Origin of the sequence: Streptomyces sp. NPDC006643, from assembly GCF_042870175.1 — a bacterium.
GTDB lineage: Bacteria > Actinomycetota > Actinomycetes > Streptomycetales > Streptomycetaceae > Streptomyces.
Window position 1 is genome coordinate 302,730 of record NZ_JBIAHA010000006.1, and the last position, 18,368, is coordinate 321,097.

Annotated in this window: 14 protein-coding genes and 1 pseudogene; 9 read left to right on the forward strand and 6 right to left on the reverse strand. The window is 71.7% G+C overall.

What is annotated here, in order from left to right; genetic code table 11:
- Positions 1–47: 47 nt before the first annotated feature.
- The gene (locus tag ACFYNU_RS11145) at positions 48–623 is read right to left on the reverse strand and encodes a TetR/AcrR family transcriptional regulator (RefSeq protein ID WP_356587830.1); all 576 of its coding nucleotides are present in this window, start codon (positions 621–623) and stop codon (positions 48–50) included.
- A gap of 256 nt (positions 624–879) precedes the next feature.
- On the opposite strand from ACFYNU_RS11145, the gene ACFYNU_RS11150 reads away from it, so the two are divergent.
- A complete protein-coding gene (locus tag ACFYNU_RS11150; RefSeq protein ID WP_356587832.1) occupies positions 880–1,632 on the forward strand; it encodes a DedA family protein in 753 nt (250 codons plus the stop codon).
- A 72-nt stretch (positions 1,633–1,704) separates the two neighbouring features.
- On the opposite strand, the gene ACFYNU_RS11155 is transcribed toward ACFYNU_RS11150, so the two are convergent.
- Both ACFYNU_RS11155 and ACFYNU_RS11160 read right to left on the reverse strand, forming a co-directional pair.
- The gene (locus ACFYNU_RS11155) at positions 1,705–4,155 is read right to left on the reverse strand and encodes a phosphoketolase family protein (RefSeq protein ID WP_356587834.1); all 2,451 of its coding nucleotides are present in this window, start codon (positions 4,153–4,155) and stop codon (positions 1,705–1,707) included.
- A 118-nt stretch (positions 4,156–4,273) separates the two neighbouring features.
- Complete coding sequence (locus ACFYNU_RS11160; protein WP_356587836.1) at positions 4,274–5,317, reverse strand: aldo/keto reductase; 1,044 nt, start codon at positions 5,315–5,317, stop codon at positions 4,274–4,276.
- 129 nt (positions 5,318–5,446) lie between these two features.
- Between ACFYNU_RS11160 and ACFYNU_RS11165 the strand changes: the two genes are divergently transcribed.
- The 3 genes from ACFYNU_RS11165 (at position 5,447) to ACFYNU_RS11175 (ending at position 8,059) form a co-directional block, all read left to right on the forward strand.
- Positions 5,447–6,079 (forward strand): TetR/AcrR family transcriptional regulator, encoded by a 633-nt coding sequence (locus tag ACFYNU_RS11165; RefSeq protein ID WP_356587838.1) that lies wholly within the window; start codon positions 5,447–5,449, stop codon positions 6,077–6,079.
- Positions 6,080–6,384: 305 nt separating this feature from the next.
- On the forward strand, positions 6,385–7,362 hold the full coding sequence (locus ACFYNU_RS11170) for a threonine/serine dehydratase (RefSeq protein WP_356587840.1): 978 nt from the start codon (positions 6,385–6,387) through the stop codon (positions 7,360–7,362).
- A 133-nt stretch (positions 7,363–7,495) separates the two neighbouring features.
- Entirely contained in the window at positions 7,496–8,059 is a 564-nt protein-coding gene (locus tag ACFYNU_RS11175) for a hypothetical protein (RefSeq protein WP_356587842.1), read from the forward strand.
- A 63-nt stretch (positions 8,060–8,122) separates the two neighbouring features.
- Here ACFYNU_RS11175 and ACFYNU_RS11180 read toward each other — a convergent pair whose 3' ends face one another.
- Positions 8,123–11,092 carry a LuxR C-terminal-related transcriptional regulator gene (locus ACFYNU_RS11180; protein ID WP_356587844.1) on the reverse strand — a complete coding sequence of 990 codons (2,970 nt, stop codon included), beginning with the start codon at positions 11,090–11,092 and terminating at the stop codon, positions 8,123–8,125.
- A gap of 475 nt (positions 11,093–11,567) precedes the next feature.
- Between ACFYNU_RS11180 and ACFYNU_RS11185 the strand changes: the two genes are divergently transcribed.
- The gene (locus ACFYNU_RS11185; RefSeq protein ID WP_356587846.1) at positions 11,568–12,560 is read left to right on the forward strand and encodes an alpha/beta hydrolase; all 993 of its coding nucleotides are present in this window, start codon (positions 11,568–11,570) and stop codon (positions 12,558–12,560) included.
- A 16-nt stretch (positions 12,561–12,576) separates the two neighbouring features.
- On the opposite strand, the gene ACFYNU_RS11190 is transcribed toward ACFYNU_RS11185, so the two are convergent.
- On the reverse strand, positions 12,577–13,263 hold the full coding sequence (locus tag ACFYNU_RS11190) for a response regulator transcription factor (RefSeq protein ID WP_356587848.1): 687 nt from the start codon (positions 13,261–13,263) through the stop codon (positions 12,577–12,579).
- On the reverse strand, positions 13,260–14,438 hold the full coding sequence (locus tag ACFYNU_RS11195; RefSeq protein WP_356587850.1) for a sensor histidine kinase: 1,179 nt from the start codon (positions 14,436–14,438) through the stop codon (positions 13,260–13,262). The genes ACFYNU_RS11190 and ACFYNU_RS11195 overlap by 4 nt, the downstream gene beginning before the upstream one ends.
- A gap of 168 nt (positions 14,439–14,606) precedes the next feature.
- Here ACFYNU_RS11195 and ACFYNU_RS11200 point away from each other — a divergent pair, with 168 nt between their 5' ends.
- From ACFYNU_RS11200 to ACFYNU_RS11215, 4 genes and pseudogenes are all read left to right on the forward strand, one after another.
- The gene (locus ACFYNU_RS11200; protein ID WP_356587852.1) at positions 14,607–15,581 is read left to right on the forward strand and encodes an ATP-binding cassette domain-containing protein; all 975 of its coding nucleotides are present in this window, start codon (positions 14,607–14,609) and stop codon (positions 15,579–15,581) included.
- The gene (locus ACFYNU_RS11205; protein WP_356587854.1) at positions 15,578–17,104 is read left to right on the forward strand and encodes an ABC transporter permease; all 1,527 of its coding nucleotides are present in this window, start codon (positions 15,578–15,580) and stop codon (positions 17,102–17,104) included. Before ACFYNU_RS11200 ends, ACFYNU_RS11205 begins: the two co-directional genes overlap by 4 nt.
- Positions 17,077–17,877: an ABC transporter permease gene (locus tag ACFYNU_RS11210; protein WP_356587856.1), complete on the forward strand. Its 801-nt coding sequence runs from the start codon at positions 17,077–17,079 to the stop codon at positions 17,875–17,877. Before ACFYNU_RS11205 ends, ACFYNU_RS11210 begins: the two co-directional genes overlap by 28 nt.
- A gap of 357 nt (positions 17,878–18,234) precedes the next feature.
- Positions 18,235–18,368, forward strand: a pseudogene (locus ACFYNU_RS11215) (ABC transporter); the annotation flags it as partial.

An 18,368-nucleotide genomic window follows, 5' to 3' on the forward strand; every position in this document is an offset into this window, starting at 1 on the left:
TGGGGGTTCGGGGGTTGGCGCTGGGGGCTGGGGGTTGGGGCGCGGGATCAGTCGTACTCGGGGGCGAGGGCGTCGGGGGCGGGGTCGGGGCGCAGGGTGCGGAGCGCGGCGTGGATCAGTTCGTCGCGCAACTCCCCTGCCGGTACGTCGACATCGCTGGCGCCCGTGACGAAGACGGCCCCGAGGACCATGTGCGCCGCGACCACGTCACGCGTCCGCGTCGACCGGCCCGCGAGCGCGTCGAGCAGGCGCTCGACGGTGCCGGGGATGCTGCCGAGCGCCGGGTGGGTGGTCATGCCGGGGATGTCCGCGAAGAGGATCTTGATCTCGCGGCGGAAGCCCATGGCGAGATCGACGTAGCCGGTGACGGCGGCCTCCGCCGCCTCTCGCCCGTCGAGGGGGGCGAGCCGGGCGTCGAGCGCGGCGAGACCCTCACCGGCGGGGGTGAGCAGCTCGGTGAGGATCGCGTCCTTGCTGGTGAAGTGGTAGAGCAGGGACGCCTTCGAGCAGCCGACGGCGGTGGCGATGTCGTGCAGTGACGTGCCTTCGTAGCCGCTGGTCGCGAAGAGTTGCAGCGCCGATTCCAGGATGTGTCCACGCAGGGCGGAGGCGGGGCGTGCCATGCGCACCACCATAACTGTCCGATCGGTCAGCTATGACCGATACCCCCTGCGGAAAACCACAGGGTGCCGATTGCGGAAAACCGCAGTGCGCCGGGTGGGAACCCGCATACCGGGGCTGGCCTGGGGTTTCTAGCGTTGTAGGGGAGAAGAGATGGGGAGGCGGGGCGCGGAAGCCCCGCTTCCATCTCTCGCGCCCTCTCTCCCTTACCCAGCGCCGCCTACCCGGCGCTGCCGACCGCAGGCTTGGAGACAGCTCATGGATGTCGTACTGCTCGCCCTCCCGCAGGAACCAGCGGGCGGTATCGCGGGCTGGGCCGCCGATCTGGTCGACACGATGGGGGCTCCGGGCGCGGGTCTCGCGATAGCGCTGGAGAATCTCTTCCCGCCGCTGCCGAGCGAGGTCATCCTGCCGCTGACCGGCTTCGCGGCAGGTCAGGGAGTCATCAGCCTGGCGTCCGCGCTCTTCTGGACCACGCTCGGTTCGGTGGTGGGGGCGGTGATCCTGTACTGGGTGGGGATGCTCTTCGGCCGCGAGCGGATGCACGCGATCTGGGCGAAGCTGCCGCTGGTCAAGGACGCCGATCTGGTGCGTACGGAGCAGTGGTTCGCCAGGCACGGCACCAAGGCGGTCTTCCTGGGTCGCATGGTGCCGATATTCCGGAGTCTGATCTCGGTGCCGGCCGGAGTCGAGCGCATGCGGCTGCCGCTCTTCATATCCCTGACGACCCTCGGCAGCCTGCTGTGGAACTCGGTCCTGGTGCTGGCCGGGTACTGGCTGGGCGACCAGTGGCATCTGGTGGAGACGTATGTCGGGGTGCTCTCCAAGGTGGTTCTCGTCCTGGTCGTGCTGTCGGTCGTCACGTACGCGGTCGTGCGCCTGCGGTCCCGGTCGAACGCCGCCCGGGATCGTGCTGAGGACCACGACCGCGACCGTGACCACGGCCGTGGTCGCGGTCACGGTCACGGTCGCCGCCGCCGTACGCGCCGGGCGGCACGGCAGCGCTCATGACAGAGCCGCACGCCACCGGCGCCGGTGCCGGTGGCGCCCAGTCGTGGGTCGGGGCAGGCAGGCGGCCGGGCGTCAGCCCTCCCAGGTCCAGTCCGCGACCTCCGGCAGGTCCACCCCGTGCTCGCGGATCCAGCGGTGATGGCGGGTCCGGGTGTCCTCCATGATCTGGCGTGCGTCGGCCGCACGGACGCCGAGGCCCGGCACCCGGTCGATGACGTCCATGACGAGGCGGTAGCGGTCGAGGTCGTTGCGGACGACCATGTCGAAGGGCGTGGTCGTGGTGCCCATCTCCTTGTAGCCACGGACATGCAGGTTCTCGTGACCGGCGCGGCGGTAGGCGAGACGGTGGATGAGCCACGGGTAGCCGTGGTAGGCGAAGATCACCGGCTTGTCCGTGGTGAACAGGGCGTCGTACTCGGCCTCGGTCATCCCGTGCGGGTGCTCCTCGCGCGTCATCAGCCGGGTCATGTCCACGACGTTGACCACCCGGACGGCCAGCTCCGGCAGATGCCGGCGCAACAGGCCCGCGGCGGCGATGACTTCCTGGGTGGGGACGTCCCCCGCGCAGGCCAGGACGACATCCGGTTCCCGGGTCCCGTCCTCCGTACCGGCCCACTTCCACAGGCCCGCGCCACGGGCGCAGTGCCCGCGGGCCTCCTCCAGGGTGAGCCAGTCGAAGGTGGGCTGCTTGCCCGCGACGACGACGTTCACATAGTCGCGGCTGCGCAGCACATGGTCGGCCACGGAGAGGAGGGTGTTGGCGTCCGGCGGCAGATAGACCCGTACGACCTCGGGGCTCTTGTTGAGTACGTGGTCGACGAAGCCGGGGTCCTGGTGGGAGAAGCCGTTGTGGTCCTGGCGCCAGACATGGGAGGTCAGCAGGTAGTTGAGGGACGCCACCGGTCGGCGCCAGGCCAATGCCCGCGAGGTCTTCAGCCACTTGATGTGCTGGTTGACCATCGAGTCCACGATGTGCACGAACGCCTCGTAGCAGGAGAACAGCCCATGCCGACCCGTCAGGAGATAGCCCTCGAGCCAGCCCTGGCACAGATGCTCGGACAGGACTTCCATGACCCGGCCGTCGCGGGCCAGATGTTCGTCCGTGGGCAGGATCCGGGCCTGCCATGCCTTGCCGGTGGCCTCGAAGAGCGCCTCCAGCCGGTTGGAGGCGGTCTCGTCCGGGCCCACGACCCGGAAGTCCCTGCGGTCGGCGGTGTCGGCCATGATCCGGGCCAGCAGCCCGCCGAGTACGCGGGTGGGTTCGTGCAGGGCCGCGCCGGGCCGGTCCACCTGGACGGCGAATTCCTCGAGCGGCGGGACCGGCAGGTCACGGACCAGCAGGCCACCGTTGGCGTGCGGGGTGGCGCCGAGTCGTAGGGTGCCGGCCGGCACACAGGAGAGGACCTGGGCGGAGGGGCGGCCGTCCCGGTCGAAGAGTTCGCCGGGGCGGTACGAGCGCAGCCACGCCTCCAGTTGGGCGAGGTGGGCCGGGTTCTCGCGTACTCCCGAGAGCGGGACCTGGTGCGAGCGCCACGTTCCCTCGACGGGCAGCCCGTCGACCTCGCCGGGGCCGGTCCAGCCCTTGGGCGTGCGCAGCACGATCATGGGCCAGGGCGCCCGCTCGTCGCCGGCCCCGTCCCGGGCGGCGTGCTGGATGTCGGCGATGCGGTCCACCGCGTGGTCGAGGGCCGCCGCCATGGCGCGATGGACCTGGAGCGGGTCGGCGCCGGTCACATACAGCGGTTCATGGCCGTATCCACGCAGCAGGGCGTCGAGTTCGTCGTCCGGGACACGGGCCAGGACGGTGGGGTTGGCGATCTTGTAGCCGTTGAGGTGCAGGATCGGCAGGACGGCGCCGTCGTGGACCGGGTCGAGGAACTTGTTGGCGTGCCACGACCCGGCCAGCGGCCCGGTCTCCGCCTCGCCGTCGCCGATTACGCAGGCGACGAGCAGGTCGGGGTTGTCGAGCGCGGCGCCGTAGGCGTGCGCGAGGGAGTAGCCGAGTTCGCCGCCCTCGTGGATGGAACCGGGAGTCTCGGGGGCGACATGGCTGGGGACCCCGCCGGGGAAGGAGAACTGCCGGAAGAGCCGGTCCATGCCGGCCGCGTCCCGGCTCACGTCGGGATACGTCTCGGTGTAGGTGCCCTCCAGCCAGGAGTTGGCCAGCACGGCGGGTCCGCCGTGTCCGGGACCCCAGACACAGAGCGTGGACCGGTCCCGTTCCTTGATGAGGCGGTTGAGATGGGTGTGGACGAGGTTCAGTCCCGGGGAGGTGCCCCAGTGCCCCAGAAGCCGCGGCTTGATGTGCTCGGGCCGCAGAGGCTCGGTGAGGAGCGCGTTGTCCATGAGATAGATCTGGCCGACGGCGAGATAGTTCGCCGCGCGCCAGTGGGCGTCGAGTGCGGCCACCTCTTCGTCGGTCAGGACGGTGCCGCTGTCGCGCACCGCCCCGGCCCGCGCCTTCCCCTTCGTCTGCGCCTCGGTCTGCGTCTGCGTTTGCGCCTTCGTCTTCGCCTGCCGCATGGGTTTCTCCGTCACGTCATCGCTGTCGGTGCTCGGTCCCGCCCTTCCGGCCACCGTCGCACAGCCGGGACGGGGTGACGGAAGAGGTCTCCCGGCCCTGTCGCGAGCCGTTCGGCCCTCACCCCTGTGCGAGCGGTGAGGGGTTGAGGCGGGCGAAGCCCTCCTGGCGTTCGTACGGGAAGTAGGGATACGGCGCCACTTTCGCGCTCGCCGCGTCGAGCCGGGCCACCTGTTCGGGCGCCAGCTCCCATCCCACGGCGCCGATGTTCTGGCGCAGTTGCTCCTCGTTGCGGGCGCCGATGATGACGGAGGACACGGTGGGACGCCGCAGCAGCCAGTTGATGGCCACCTGGGGGACGGTCCTGCCGGTCTCCGCCGCGATCTCGTCCAGCGCGTCGACCACGCGGAAGAGATGGTCGTCCTCGACGGGCGGCCCGAAGTCGGCGGTCCGGTGCAGACGGCTGCCCTCGGGCAGCGGCCGGCCGCGGCGCACCTTGCCGGTGAGCCGCCCCCATCCGAGCGGGCTCCAGACCATGGCGCCGACGCCCTGGTCGAGGCCGAGAGGCAGCAGTTCCCACTCGTAGTCGCGGCCGGCCAGCGAGTAGTAGACCTGGTGCGCCGCATAGCGTGGATAGCCGTGCCGCTCGGCGGTGGCCAGGGACTTCATCAGCTGCCAGCCGGAGAAGTTGGAGACACCGGTGTAGCGGACCTTCCCCGACCGTACGAGCTGGTCGAGGGTGGACAGCACCTCCTCGACGGGCGTTCCGGCGTCGAACGCGTGCAGCTGGAAGAGGTCGATGTGGTCGGTGCCGAGCCGGCGCAGCGCGTCCTCCGTCGCCCGGATCAGGTGCGAGCGTGAGGAGCCCGCGTCCTCCGGCCCGTCACCCATCGGCAGGCTCGTCTTGGTCGACAGCAGCACCCGGTCGCGGCGGCCCTTGACCGCCTGGCCGAGGACTTCCTCGGACGCGCCCGCCGAGTACACGTCCGCCGTGTCGAACATCGTTATGCCCGCTTCGAGGGAGATGTCCACGAGGCGGCGCGCCTCCCGCGCGTCGGTGTTCCCCCAGGCACCGAAGAGCGGCCCGGTGCCGCCGAACGTGCCCGCCCCGAAGCTGAGAGCCGGGACCTTGAGCCCGGATGCGCCCAACTGCCTGTACTCCATGATCGACCCCTTCCACGAGATCCTGATGCCCCGAGGCTCTGGCACCTCGGAGCACTAACGGGACCGAAGTCCCTTTAATATGTCCTCAACGTAACAGAGAAACCGAACTAATGGAACTGGAGTCCCGTTATGAGCCCAGAGGGGCCTGAGGAGAACGACGCCGCCTGTGGCGATCCCGGGACCGTCCGCCCCGGAGGCCGTACAGCGAGAGTGCGCGCGGCGGTGCTCCGCACCGCCGGGGACGCACTCGCCGAACACGGCTTCGCCCGTCTCGACCTCGCCGATGTCGCGCGCCGCGCGGACGTCGGCAAGTCGACCGTGTACCGGCGCTGGGGGACGGTGGCCGGCCTCGTCGCGGATCTGCTGACGGACATGGCCGAGCAGTCGCTGCCGCGCACCGAGACCGGTTCGCTGCTCGGCGACCTGCGGGCCAACGCCGAACTCGTACGCGCCACACTGGCCGATCCGCGCCAAGGCGCGCTGTTCAAGGCGGTGATCGCGGCGGCCACGACGGACGCGCGGACGGCCGAGGCCCTGCACCGCTTCTACGAGATCCGGGTCGCCGAGTGGGCGCCGTGCGTCGAACACGCCGTGCTGCGGGGCGAGTTGCCGTCGGGCACCGACCCCTACGAGGTGATCCGCGCGGTCTCCGCCCCCCTCTACTACCGCCTGCTGACCAGCGACACCCCCCTCGACGAGGCGGCGGGGGCACGCGCTGCGGAAGCGGCTGCGGCGGCTGCGAAGGCGGGCGTATACGCGTAGCGCACGGAGCGGAGAGACAGGAAGGAGCGGGGTTACCTGGGGCGCGGTAATCGGAGACCGGTCGGCAGTCGGCGGACGCAAGCTCGTGATGTCCGGCCGCCTGGCCGTGGACGCGCCCGCCCGGACCCCGCCCTGCGGGCGGACGACGCTACTTTCCGGACCCGCCCTAGGGGCACGTGTCCGGAAAGTCCCGTCCGGCCCGCGTCTCGGCCCCGTACACGTACCCCCGGCGGGCCGTGTGGACGGTGATCTGTACCGTCTCTCCTGAGGCGACGGCAATCGGGCGCCAACAGGAGGTATGTGTCGTGATCGGCATCTCGGACATCGAAGCGGCGGCGCGGCTGATCGCCGGACATGTCGTGCGTACGCCGACGGTCGAGAGCCCCGGCCTGTCGGCGCTGCTCGGGGTCCCGGTCACCGCCAAGCTGGAGCTGTTGCAGCGCACCGGCTCCTTCAAGGCTCGCGGCGCGACGGCGAAGCTCCTGTCGCTGACCGAGGCCGACCGCGCGGCCGGGGTGGTGGCGGTGAGCGGCGGCAACCACGCCATCTCCGTCGCGGTCATGGCCGACGCGCTGGGCGTAAAAGCCACCGTCGTGATGCCGAAGTCCGCGCCCGCGCGCGCCGTCGAGATCGCCGAGGCGGCCGGGGCGACGGTGCGGCTGACCGACACCATGGACGGCGCTTTCGCGCTGATGTCCCAGCTCCAGGCCGACGGACTGAGCCTGGTCCATCCCTTCGACGACCCGCTCGTCGTCGCGGGACAAGGCACGGTCGGTCTCGAACTCGCCGACGACGCCCCGCACGGCGGCGACGGTGACGGCCTGACCGACGTGCTCGTCAGCATCGGCGGCGGCGCGCTGATCTCCGGCGTCGCGGCGGCGCTGCACGCGCGACTGCCCGGCGTACGGGTCTGGGGCGTCGAGACCGAAGGCGCGCAGGCTATGTCCGAGGCGCTGGCCGCCGGAGGCCCGCGGCCCGTGCGGCTGTCGTCCATCGTCTCCACGCTCAGCGCGCCCACGGTCTCGCAGCTCACCTACGACCATGTGTCGGCCCAGGTCCGCGAGGTACTCGTGGTCTCGGACGCCGAGGCCGTCCAGGGCACCCTCGATCTCGCGAACCACGCGAAGGTCTGGGCCGAACCGGCCGCCGGCTGTCTTGTCCCCGCCGCCCGCCGTGTGGTGGAGCGCGTGGGCGGCGACGCCCGGATCGGCCTGGTCCTGTGCGGCGGCAACGCGACGACGACGGACGTCATCTCCTGGGCGGAACGCTTCAACCTCCGCTGACCGGTGGGGCGATGGGGGTTCTTTACGTATCCGTATGTCGGCGGACCCGGATAGGCGGGCGGCGCGGGCGCACGTACTTTGCTGGCGATCCCCCCATGTACTGTGCGCCACTCCCCCCACAAGGAGATATGTCATGCTCTCGTCACTCCGAAGAATAGCCGGGGCATCGGCCGTCGCCGCCGCCCTTCTCTTCGCGCTCCCCACCTCGGCCAACGCAGTCGAGAACACTGACACCGCCCGTCCCGCCGCCATGACGCAGGCCGCCCAGGCTTCCGTCGCCGACCCCACCCCCTCGTCGCCCCGCTTCGAGACCGGTGACATCTCGAACCTCCCGCCGGTGAGCGCCGACAAGCGCGACGTCCGCGTACCGGCGTGGAGCTACCACATCACCGGCTCCTGTAGCGGTCGCGAAGGCGCGATACGCCAAGGCGCCAACTACTGGGGCAGCGCCACCGAGACGGCCTCCAGCGGTACACCGGTCTCCTGTGTCGGCGGCTATGTCCAGGGCTGCGGCGCGGGCAACGTCGTGGGCTGCAACTGGGGCGCCGGCCAGCGCATCGAACTGTCCACCATGGTCGGCGACTTCGCTCTGCTCGCCGCCCACGAGTTCGGCCACAACTGGTACGGACACTCCGGCACCGGCTGCGCCAGCTGGGCGAGTCAGGCCGATGTGATGCGCACGACCATGTGCAGCTGACATCTCGCCGTTCGATCGGGCGGGCCGACCACGTACGACGGTCGGCCCGCCCTTCGTCGTCCCCTACGCCCCACCGTCCCGGCCCGGGTGGCTTTCACGGTCCCGGTCACGGCCCCGGTCCCGGTCTCCGTCGCCGTCCCGCTGCGCGTGCCCGTGCCCGTCACCCGCGCCTCCACTCGCGCCGTCGCCTTCGCCTTCGCCGTACGCCGGGCGGACCCGTGCCACCTCCTTCGCCAGGCCCTGCCGACTGGCGATGCCGAGCTTGCGCATCGCCCGCGCCACATGCTGTTCCACCGTGCGCGGCGACAGATACAGCGTCGCCGCGATCTCGCGGTTCGTGAGCCCGGTGGCCGCCAGTTCCGCCACCTCCCCCTCGCGCGGGGACATCCGCTGCGCGTACGCGGGCCGGCCGGGCGGTCGCCGTTGCGCGGTGGGTCGGTAGGCGCGCAGCGTGGCCCGTACCCGCGCGGCGTCCCAGACCGCGCCGAGGCCGGTCAACTCCCCCACGCAGCCGCTGAGTTCGGCTACGGCCTCGTCCGCCACCGCGCTCCCCGGCTCGCTCTCACCGAGCAGGAGCGCGCAACGACCCGCGCCCTCGGTCATGAGCGCACGGGCGTACGGGTGCGGCAGCCCGGCATACGCCGCGCCCGCCTGCTGGAAACACACCCGCGCCCGCGCCCACTCGCCCTCCGCCTCCGCCAGCACCGCCCGGCACCAGAGCAGGGCCGCCGTCGCCGACGGGGCGTCGCGGCCGGTCAGCCCGGCCGCGAACTCGGCCACCACCCGCCGCGCCAACTCCCGCTGCCCGGCCCGGGTATGGGCCTCGACCACCCAGGGAGCCAGCTCGGCGCCCCAGACCCAGACGCCTTTCCTGCCGAGCCACGCCCAGGCGGACGCGGCGGCCTCGGCCGCGGACTCCACGTCCTGCCGGGCCAGCAGCAGCCGGATATGGGCGCCGGTCGCCGTGGCCGCCACCGGGACTTCGCAGGTCTCGTACGCACGGTCGGCGTCGCCCGTACCGTCGGTCCCGTACGCACGGTCGGCCTCGCACGGCGCGCGCGGCGACGGCGGGTCACCTCGGGGAAGCCAGTCCCGCACCGCCTCCCAGTCACCCTTCGCCAGCGCCAGCAGGGCCAGCACCACGCGGGCGTCGCTCGCGCTGCCGTCCTCGGCGACCAGCCCCGTACAGCGTTCGGCCAGGCCCTCCCAGCGGCCGGTCAGCCAGTCGCGGAACAGGGCCGTGCCGCGTCCGACCCGCTCCAGGAACGGCGCCCCGCTGCGCGCCGCCAGTTCGATGCCCTCGCTCAACAGCCCGTCGGCACGCCGGTAGTGGCCCAGATACACCGCGCCGTTCGCCGTGTTGCACAGACCGCGCGCCACCTGCTGGCGGCTGGCGCGGTCCGCGCTGTCGCGCGGCAGCCGAGCCACCAGCCGCCAGGCCTCCAGGTCGCCGGTGTTCATCAGTACGGTCGCCCGGCAGGCCCGGGTCGCCGTGCGTGCCACGCGGTCGCCCGACACGTCCGCCGCGGCCTCCGCGCGCTCCAGCCAGGTCACGTTCTCGGCCAGTGACGCGCCGGGGAAGAACGGGTTGGCCAGCGCCGCCATCGCCCGCGCGGCGAGCGCGGGCCGCTCGGCCTCGGCCAACTCGTCCGCCGCCCGGCGCAGTTCCACCCGTCCCTCCTCGAAGCGTCTCTTGCGGTGGTGCAGGAGCAGGCCCAGTTCGAGCCGTATCTCGCCCCGGTCGGCGGCGGGCAGCGCCGGGTCCTCGACGATGCCGCGCAGGACCCGGGCCGTCCCCTCCGAGCGTCGGCCGAGCACGGCGCCACGGGCGAGCGTGAGCGCCAACCGCCCCCGCTTGTCCGGCGGGAGACCGCCCATGTCCAACGCCTCCTCCAGCAGCGCGACCGCCGCCTCGTCGTCGTTCACGAGATGCTCCGCCGCCCGCAGCCAGTCCTCCGTACGGCCGCCGCCGCGCCAGTGGCGTGCGATACGCGCCCAGGGCACCGGCTCCCGCGCGGCGAGCATCGCCGCCGCCCGGTGGTGCAGCCGCTCCCGCACCGGCCCGGGCAACTCCGCGTACAGCGCCGACGCCGCCAGCGGCACCGCGAATCCGTACCGCCCCTCGCTCGTCTCCCGCAGCGCCGAGCCCTCCAGCGCGGCGATCAGCGCCGTACGCCCGGCCTCCTCGCCGAAGCCCGCGACCGCCGCCAGATCCCCGGCCCCCGCCGGCTCGTCCAGCACGGCCGCCGCCCAGACCATCGGGCGGTACGGCTCCGGCAGCGCGGCGGTCCTGTCCAGCACCAACTCCGCCAGCCGGACCGGCACCCCGGCCTCGTCCACGTCCCGTGCGGAGAAACACTCCCGCCCGGTCCGCTCGGCGGCGTCCCGCAGCATCCGCAACAGGTCCACGACGACTTGCGGCACACCGCCGGAGCGCTGCCACAGCCGCCCCACGAACTCCTGCGGACACCGCCGCGCCCCCAGCAGCTCCCCCGCCGCCACCCGCACGCGCTCCTCGTCCAGCGGCTCCAGCCGCCACCGCACCACCGAGAGCCGCGCCGGATAGTCCACCGCCCGGCCCAACGGCAGCCCCGGACCGGGCAGTTGCTCGGGGCGGTAGGTCAGCACCGCCGCGAAGGGCGCGGGCGGCTCCCTCAGCAGACCGCGCAGCAACGCCAGACAGTCGTCGTCCGCGTGGTGCAGATCCTCGGCGACGAACAGGGCAGGACGGGCGGAGGCAAGCAGCGCGCCGAGCGCCTCGTACGCGGTGAGCCGCACCCCGGGGCCCGGAGCCGCCCCCGCACCGCCGGCGCGCGGCTCCGGGCCCAGGGGGTCGGCGACCACGAAACCGCCCGAGGCCTGGAAGGTCACGACCACCCGCGCCACGGCCCGTGCCTGGGGCAACTCCAGCAGCCGGTGCACCAGTCTGCTCTTCCCCATCCCGGCGTCGCCCTCGACCAGCACCAGCGTCGGCTCCTGCCCGTCCCCGGACAGCGCGGACGTCAGTCGCCGCTCCCACGCCTGTTCCCGCACGAGGGCCCACTCCTCACGGTCGTCTCGCACCGGTCGCCGTACCGGCCCGTCCGGGGACGGAGCCGGGGACCACCGCTCTCCGGTGTTCGCTGCCTATCACGCATCGACATGTACAGAACAGACAGCGCCCGGCCAGCTCCGCACCTTCCGACACATCACCACCTCCCTTTTCCGCCATCACGTTCCCGCGTCGAACGCCCACCCGCCTTGGCCGGTCAAAGGTGGGGGCACCCGGCCGTAAGGCGCAGATGTGCGCGAATTCGTGGAACTCGTACGAGGGAATCCCGTTCCACTTTCTGCCCAAGACCCGTCCACAGATGATTTCGTGGCGAATTCTGGTCGTTGGTAGGAGCAGTGAAGCGGAAATGCTCCTGCTCGCTCGCGTCCGGATCCGGTGTGCACCACTGCGGGACGTGCAGGGGCACTCGCCGGACGGCGAGACCCCCACCTCAGTCCTTGGAGCCACCCTGTGCCTGTGCCCACCGACGCGATCACCAGCTCACGCACCCCCACCGCCGAGGCCGCACTCCCCTTCCCGGCCCAGCCCACCGACGGAACGGAACCCCAGCCCGAGCGGCGGGTGGAAATCGTCGAACACGAGCTGACCTTCGACGGCTTCCGCTACACCTGCCGAATCGCCCGCCAGGGGCGGCTCGACACCGAGCCCATCGTGATCCTGGGCGGATCGTCCCAGGACCGCCATTCATGGCAGCGGCACGAGAAGTGGCTCACCCCCCTCAGCTCCGTCATCACCGTCGACCTGCCCGGTTATGGGACGGCCGACTTCCTGCCCGCGAAGTACGGCGTCGACTTCCTCGCCGCCGCTGTCCGTCACACCGTCCAGGAACTCCGCATCCCCCGCGTCAATCTGGTGGCCGCCTGCTACGGCGGAGCCATCGGCGTGCGATTCGCCCAGCACTACCCTCACCTCCTCGAACGGATGATGCTCGTCGGAATGACCACCGTCATTCCGGCCGACTACGCGGTGGCCATGGAGCGCTGGGACGGCATGATCCGGCGCGGTGAGACGGAGCCCATCGCCCGTGAACTCGCCGACCGCTTCATGTCCCCTCCCGGCACCGGGCACGTACGCAAGAAGGCCGCCGTCGCCCGACTCGTCTACCAGCAGATCGCGGCACAGAACCCCGAGCAGCTGCGCATGTCGGCGGAGCACAACTCCCGGCTGATGCGCCACGAGTGGTACCGCCCCGAACCCACTCCCGCCGTCCCCAGCCTGGTCGTCACCGGTGAGCACGACACCCTCACCACACCCGCCATGGGCCGCACGATGGCCGCGTGCCTGCCGGCCGCCCGGTTCATGACCATCGAGGAGACGGACCACCTGGCCCCGGTGGAACGTATCGCCGACTTCGCCGACCTCATCGCGCGCTTCTGCACCGACCGCCCGCTGGAAGGCCTGCCCTACGCCGCCGAGCCCGAGGTATTCGGCAGCCCACTGCCGGCCTGACCGGTCCGCCCATCCCTCACCCCTCCCGTCCGCCGACGCCCGGCACGATCAGCCCCGACTCGTACGCCGCGACCACCGCCTGCGTGCGGTCGCGCAGGGCGAGTTTGTTGAGCACCCGGCTGACGTGCGACTTGACCGTCTCCTCACTGACGAACAGCCGGGCCGCGATCTCCGGATTCGACAGGCCCTCCGCGATCAGCCGCAGCACCTCCGTCTCGCGCGGGGTGAGCGCGCTGAGCGGCGCGGCAGACACGGCGGACGGCTTCCGCCGCAGCCGGGCGAACTCGCCGATGAGACGGCGGGTGATCGTCGGCGCGAGCAGTGCCTCACCTGCGGCGACCACCCGCACCGCGTCGAACAGCCGCTCGGCGGCGACGTCCTTGAGCAAGAAGCCGCTGGCGCCCGCGCCAAGGGCGTCGTAGACATGCTCGTCCAGATCGAAGGTGGTCAGGATGATGATGCGCGGCCCTTCGCCGTCCCGGGCCGCGGCACAGATCCGTTCCGTCGCCTCGATGCCGTCCATGACCGGCATCCTGACGTCCATCAGGACGACATCGGGGCGCTGCTCGCCGCAGACTCGCACCCCCTCGGCGCCGTCGGACGCGGTGCCGGACACCGTGAAGTCGCTCTGCGTGTCGAGCAGTCCGGCGAAGCCGGCCCGCACCAGCTCGTGATCGTCCACGATGACGATGCGCGTACTCATCGGACGGCCTCCTCCGCCACCGTCAGGGGCAGCCGCGCCGTCACCAGGAACCCGCCACCGGGCGCGGGACCCACGCACAGCTCACCGCCGACCGCGGCGACGCGCTCCCGCATACCCAACAGCCCATGCCCCGGGGACCGGTCGCCCTCTCCCGGTGACGGCCCCGGGCCGTTGTCCCTGATCCGCACCTCAAGCACCTCCCGGTGGTAACGCAGTTCGACATCGACGGCCGCCCCCGGCGCGTGCCGACGGGCGTTGGTGAGGGCTTCCTGGACTATGCGGTACGACGTGAGCTCGATGCCCGGGGCCAGCGGCGCCACCGGCCCGCTGACGATCAGCCGCGTGGCGGCGCCGGTCGTCCTACGCGCCTCGTCCAGCAACTCGTTGAGCTGGGTGAGCCCCGGCTGTGGCCGACGGGTGACGGCCGGAGTGCCCGCGTCCTCGCGGAGCACACCGAGCAGCCGCCGCATCTCCGTCAGCGCGGCGCGGGCCGTGTCCCCGATGCCCTTCAGCCGCTTCGCCCCGGCCTCCGGCATCCCGGGCGTGGTCAGCCGGGCCGTCTCCGCCTGCACGGAGATCATCGAGATGTGGTGCGCCACGACGTCGTGCAACTCACGCGCGATCCGGGCCCGTTCACCACGGGCCACATGCTCGTGGAGCGTGTCGGCCATCGCCCTCGCGGTCGCGTCCCGCGCCACCTCCTCGGAGCGGGCACGGCGTCCCGTGCCGTGCGCGACCGCCGCCGCCGCGAGCACGGCCGTCACCACCCCGTACACCCGTATCTCATTGATCTGCGGGCCCACGAGGGCCGTCGCGACATAGGGGAGCACCAGCACCACGGCCAGGCGGCGGGAGCCGCGAAGGGCGAGCCAGTGCAGGACGAGCAGCTGCGCGACGAGCCCGCCGACGGTCAACAGGTGGAAACTCACGAGCGACACCACGCCCGCGGCCGTGAGCGCGATGGTGGCGGCGGTGGCCAGCGGCGTGCGCAGCAGCCCGGCCGGCGACGTGGTGCTGATCGCGAGCGAGAGCGCGAACGAGAGATCGGTGTCGATACTTCCCCCGCGCACCGCGGTCTCCGCGCACGCGAGCAACGCGAGTCCCGCCCCCGTCGCCGCCTGTCGCTCGGGCGACGCGGCGATCCTCTTCGCCACACGCATGATTTCTTCCGTCACGTCCACCATTGTCCCGGCGCCGGGGCCCGTTGGCGTCCCCCTGACCAGCCCTCTTCGCATCCCCCACGCGAGCGATACCGAGGGCGGTTCCTCCCCCGTGCCAGGGGTGCCGAAGTGCGCTCTGGCGCGTGACGACGCGGGCCACCCCCGCTCCCTAGCCTTTCGAGCATGCAGGCAACCATCGAAGTTCGTGAGCTGCGAAAGCAGTTCGGGCACACCGTCGCGGTCGACGGTCTGTCCTTCACCGTGCGCCCGGGGCAGGTCACCGGGTTCGTCGGGCCCAACGGCGCGGGGAAGTCCACGACCATGCGTATGCTCCTGGGCCTCGACGCCCCCGATTCGGGGCAGGCGCTGATCGGCGGGCGGCGGTATGCGACGCTGCGCCGGCCGCTGACCGAGGTGGGGGCGCTGCTGGACGCCGCAGCCGTGCATCCGAGCCGGCGCGGCCGGGACCATTTGCTGTGGCTCGCGCACTCACACGGGTTCCCGGCCGCCCGCGTCGACGAGCTGCTGGAGCGGGTCGGTCTCGCGTCGGCGGGCCGGCGCCGCGCGGGAAGTTACTCGCTGGGCATGCGGCAGCGGCTGGGGATAGCGGCGGCGCTGCTCGGCGATCCGCCGGTGCTGCTGCTGGACGAGCCGGTCAACGGCCTTGATCCGGAGGGAATCCGGTGGATCCGCGGCTTTCTGCGCGGGCTGGCGCGCGAGGGGCGCGCGGTGTTGGTCTCCAGTCATCTGATGAGCGAGCTGGAGGACTCCGCCGATCATCTGGTGGTCGTCGGACGGGGCCGGCTCATCGCCGACACCTCCGTCGCCGAGCTGCTGGCGTCCGCCTCGGGCGACCGGGTCTCGTTGCGTACGTCCGCGCGCACGGAGGCGATGGGGTTGCTGTCCCGGGAAGGGGCGACGGTCGCGTCGGACGGGCCGAAGTCGCTCACCGTCACCGGTCTGCCGACCGAGCGGATCGTCGCGCTGCTGACCGCGGGCGGGGTGCCGTTCTCGGAGATCGGCGCCCACCGGGCCACGCTTGAGGAGGCGTATATGGAACTGACCCGTGACGCGGCGGAGTTCCGCACGGTCGAGGCCCCCACCGGCACGGACACCGACACAGCCGCCGCGAACAAGGCGGAGGAGGCACGCTCATGACCACTCCCACCGTCACCCCCTACCGCTCCGCGCTCCCGCCCGCGCGCGACGGATTTCCCCAACTGCTGCACGCCGAGTGGACCAAGCTGCGCACCGTGCGCCGGTGGGGCTTCGCCCTCCTCGCGACCGTCCTGGTCACGGTGGCGGTCTCGGTGCTCTCCGCCTTCAGCGGCGGCAGTGACGTCAAGGGAGACCGCCCACCGCCACCCGTGGGGCCGGCCGGTGCCGTCGTCTCCGACAGCTTCCCCTTTGTGCACCAGCCACTGACCGGCGACGGCAGCATCACCGCGAGGGTGTCCCCGCTCAGCGGCCGGGAGGGGCGGGCGGCCGAAGCCTGGGCCAAGGCGGGAGTGGTGATCAAGGAGAGTACGAAGCCGGGAGCGCCCTACGTGGCAGTCATGGTCACACCGGGGCACGGGGTCCGGCTCCAGTCCAACTTCACCCGGGACACGGCCGGTGGCGCCGTGGCCCGCGACCGCCCGCACTGGCTGCGACTGACGCGCTCGGGCGACGAGTTCACCGCGTACGAGTCGGCCGACGGTTCGACATGGGCGAAGGTCGGCACGGCGCGGCTCGCGGGACTGCCGGACACCGCCCGGGCGGGCCTCTTCGTGGCCACGCCCGGAGAGACCATGGTGCAGAGGCAGTTCGGCTCCACCTCGGTCGGCGGGCGTCCCGCGCGCGTCACCGCGGCCTTCGACCGTGTCACGGTCGAAGGCGGAGAAGGCGCCTGGCGTCAGGACGTCGTCGGTGCGGTCGTCGGCCGAGACGGAGACCCCAAGGGGACACCGGACAGCTCGACGGAGAAGTCCGGCACATGGACGCTCACCGGCTCCGGTGATGTGGCGCCCCACACGCCGGAGGTCGACATCACCCAACAGTCCCTCAGCGGGGCCCAGATAGGGCTGATTCCGCTGGTGGCGCTGAGCGTGCTGTTCATCACCGCCGAGTACCGGCGCGACATGATCCTCACGACGCTGACGGCCAGTCCGCGCCGGGGCAGGGTGCTCGCCGCCAAGGCGGTCGTCCTGGCGGGCGTCGCCTTCGTCGCGGGCCTGTTCGCCGCCGCGCTCTCGTTCGTGGTCAGCGAGCCCGAGTTGCGCGACCGGATGCCCAATCCCCTCTTCTATCCCGACATGGCCCTCACCGACGGACTCGTGCTGCGCGCCGTCGTCGGTACCGCCCTGCTGCTGGCGGCCGTTGCCGTACTGGCCCTGGCCGTGGGCGCTCTCCTGCGGAACACGGCCGCGGCCGTCACCCTGGTTGTGGTGATGCTCGTCCTGCCGGTCGTCCTTCTCTCCGGACTGCCGATCGGCGCCGCGCACTGGGTGATGAAGCTGACCCCCCTCGCCGGCTTCGCGGTGCAGCGGACACTGCCGGAGTACTGGCACATGGACACCGTCTGTCTGCCCGAGGAGGGCTGCTATCCACAAGGCCCCTGGTCGGGGATCTCGATGCTGTGCGCCTGGGCGATCGTGCTTCTCGGACTGGCGATGTGGCGACTGCGCCGGCGGGACGCGTGATGGGCGCGCTGCACGCGGAGTGGACCAAGCTGCGTACGGTGCCCAGTACTTGGTGGCTGCTGCTCGCCGTGGCCGTGCTGACGGTGGCGCTGAGCGCGGCGGCCACCGGGACGGTGTCGACAGACCAGTGCCCGTCGCCGGACTCGTGCCATGAGGACACCGTCAAGCTCAGCCTCACCGGCAGCTGGCTCGGGCAGGCGGCGGTGGCCGCCCTCGGGGTGCTGGTGATGAGCGGTGAGTACGGGACCGGGACCATCCACGCCACGCTCACGGCGGTGCCGGGCCGGGTCAGGGTGCTCGCCGCCAAGGCGACGGTCGTCATGGGGGCCGCGCTGGTCGCGGGGACGGTCGCCGTCCTCGGCTCGCTGTTCACCGGCCGGCTCATCCTCCCCGGCAACGGCTTCAGCGCGGCGCCGCTCTCCCTCACCGAGGGCCCGGCCCTGCGGGCCGCCGTGGGCACGGTTCTCTACTTCGGGCTGATAGCCCTGCTCTCGCTGGGGGTTGCCGCGCTCGTACGGGACACGGCCGGGGCGATCACGACCGTGCTCGGACTGCTCTACGCACTGCCCGCGGTGGTCGAGTTGGTCGGCAACGAGGAATGGCGGGAGCGGATACGGGAGTGGGCCCCCGCCTCGGCGGGGCTGGCGGTCCAGGCCACCAAGAACCTGGACAGCCTGCCCATCGGCCCTTGGCCGGGCCTCGCGGTGCTGGCCGCCTGGGCGGGGGCCGGGCTGCTGGCGGGGGCCGCGGTGTTCACGATGCGCGACGCGTGAACCTGCCTCCGACAGCAGATAGCGCCATCAGATGGCACCAGGTGGCAGACATCGGCGCCAGTCGGCGCCATCTGGCGCCAGAAGTGACACCCGACGAGATGCCGGAAGGGAGCTGAGACAGAGAAGACGGCGAAGCGACAGCTACTTTCACCGACATGCGGGGCCACATCTCAGAACCCCTCTCACCTGCGTTGATTGCGCGATGCGATGAATGGTTGAGCCGGAGTTGCACCACGACTGAGCCAATGAGGCTTGCCATGGTGCCACTCTGATGCCACCATGGCGTTGCGGGCGCGGCTGAACCAGCCGCACGGCCCGGAGACGACCGCTCATCCCATCCCCAGGAAACGAGGACTCATGACTGCCCCACACTCCGCATCGGCGATCAGCGCCGTTGGGTTGCGTAAGTCGTATGGCGAGAAGTTGGTGTTGGACGGTGTTGATCTTGATGTGGGGGAGGGGTCGGTGTTTGCGTTGCTGGGTCCTAATGG

What these genes read in the sequence shown, in the direction of transcription:
- ACFYNU_RS11145 (WP_356587830.1), bottom strand. Translation starts at nt 623, where the DNA reads ATGGCACGCCCCGCCTCCGCCCTGCGTGGACACATCCTGGAATCGGCG.
- ACFYNU_RS11150 (WP_356587832.1), top strand. Translation starts at nt 880, where the DNA reads ATGGATGTCGTACTGCTCGCCCTCCCGCAGGAACCAGCGGGCGGTATC.
- ACFYNU_RS11155 (WP_356587834.1), bottom strand. Translation starts at nt 4,155, where the DNA reads ATGCGGCAGGCGAAGACGAAGGCGCAAACGCAGACGCAGACCGAGGCG.
- ACFYNU_RS11160 (WP_356587836.1), bottom strand. Translation starts at nt 5,317, where the DNA reads ATGGAGTACAGGCAGTTGGGCGCATCCGGGCTCAAGGTCCCGGCTCTC.
- ACFYNU_RS11165 (WP_356587838.1), top strand. Translation starts at nt 5,447, where the DNA reads ATGAGCCCAGAGGGGCCTGAGGAGAACGACGCCGCCTGTGGCGATCCC.
- ACFYNU_RS11175 (WP_356587842.1), top strand. Translation starts at nt 7,496, where the DNA reads ATGCTCTCGTCACTCCGAAGAATAGCCGGGGCATCGGCCGTCGCCGCC.
- ACFYNU_RS11190 (WP_356587848.1), bottom strand. Translation starts at nt 13,263, where the DNA reads ATGAGTACGCGCATCGTCATCGTGGACGATCACGAGCTGGTGCGGGCC.
- ACFYNU_RS11200 (WP_356587852.1), top strand. Translation starts at nt 14,607, where the DNA reads ATGCAGGCAACCATCGAAGTTCGTGAGCTGCGAAAGCAGTTCGGGCAC.
- ACFYNU_RS11205 (WP_356587854.1), top strand. Translation starts at nt 15,578, where the DNA reads ATGACCACTCCCACCGTCACCCCCTACCGCTCCGCGCTCCCGCCCGCG.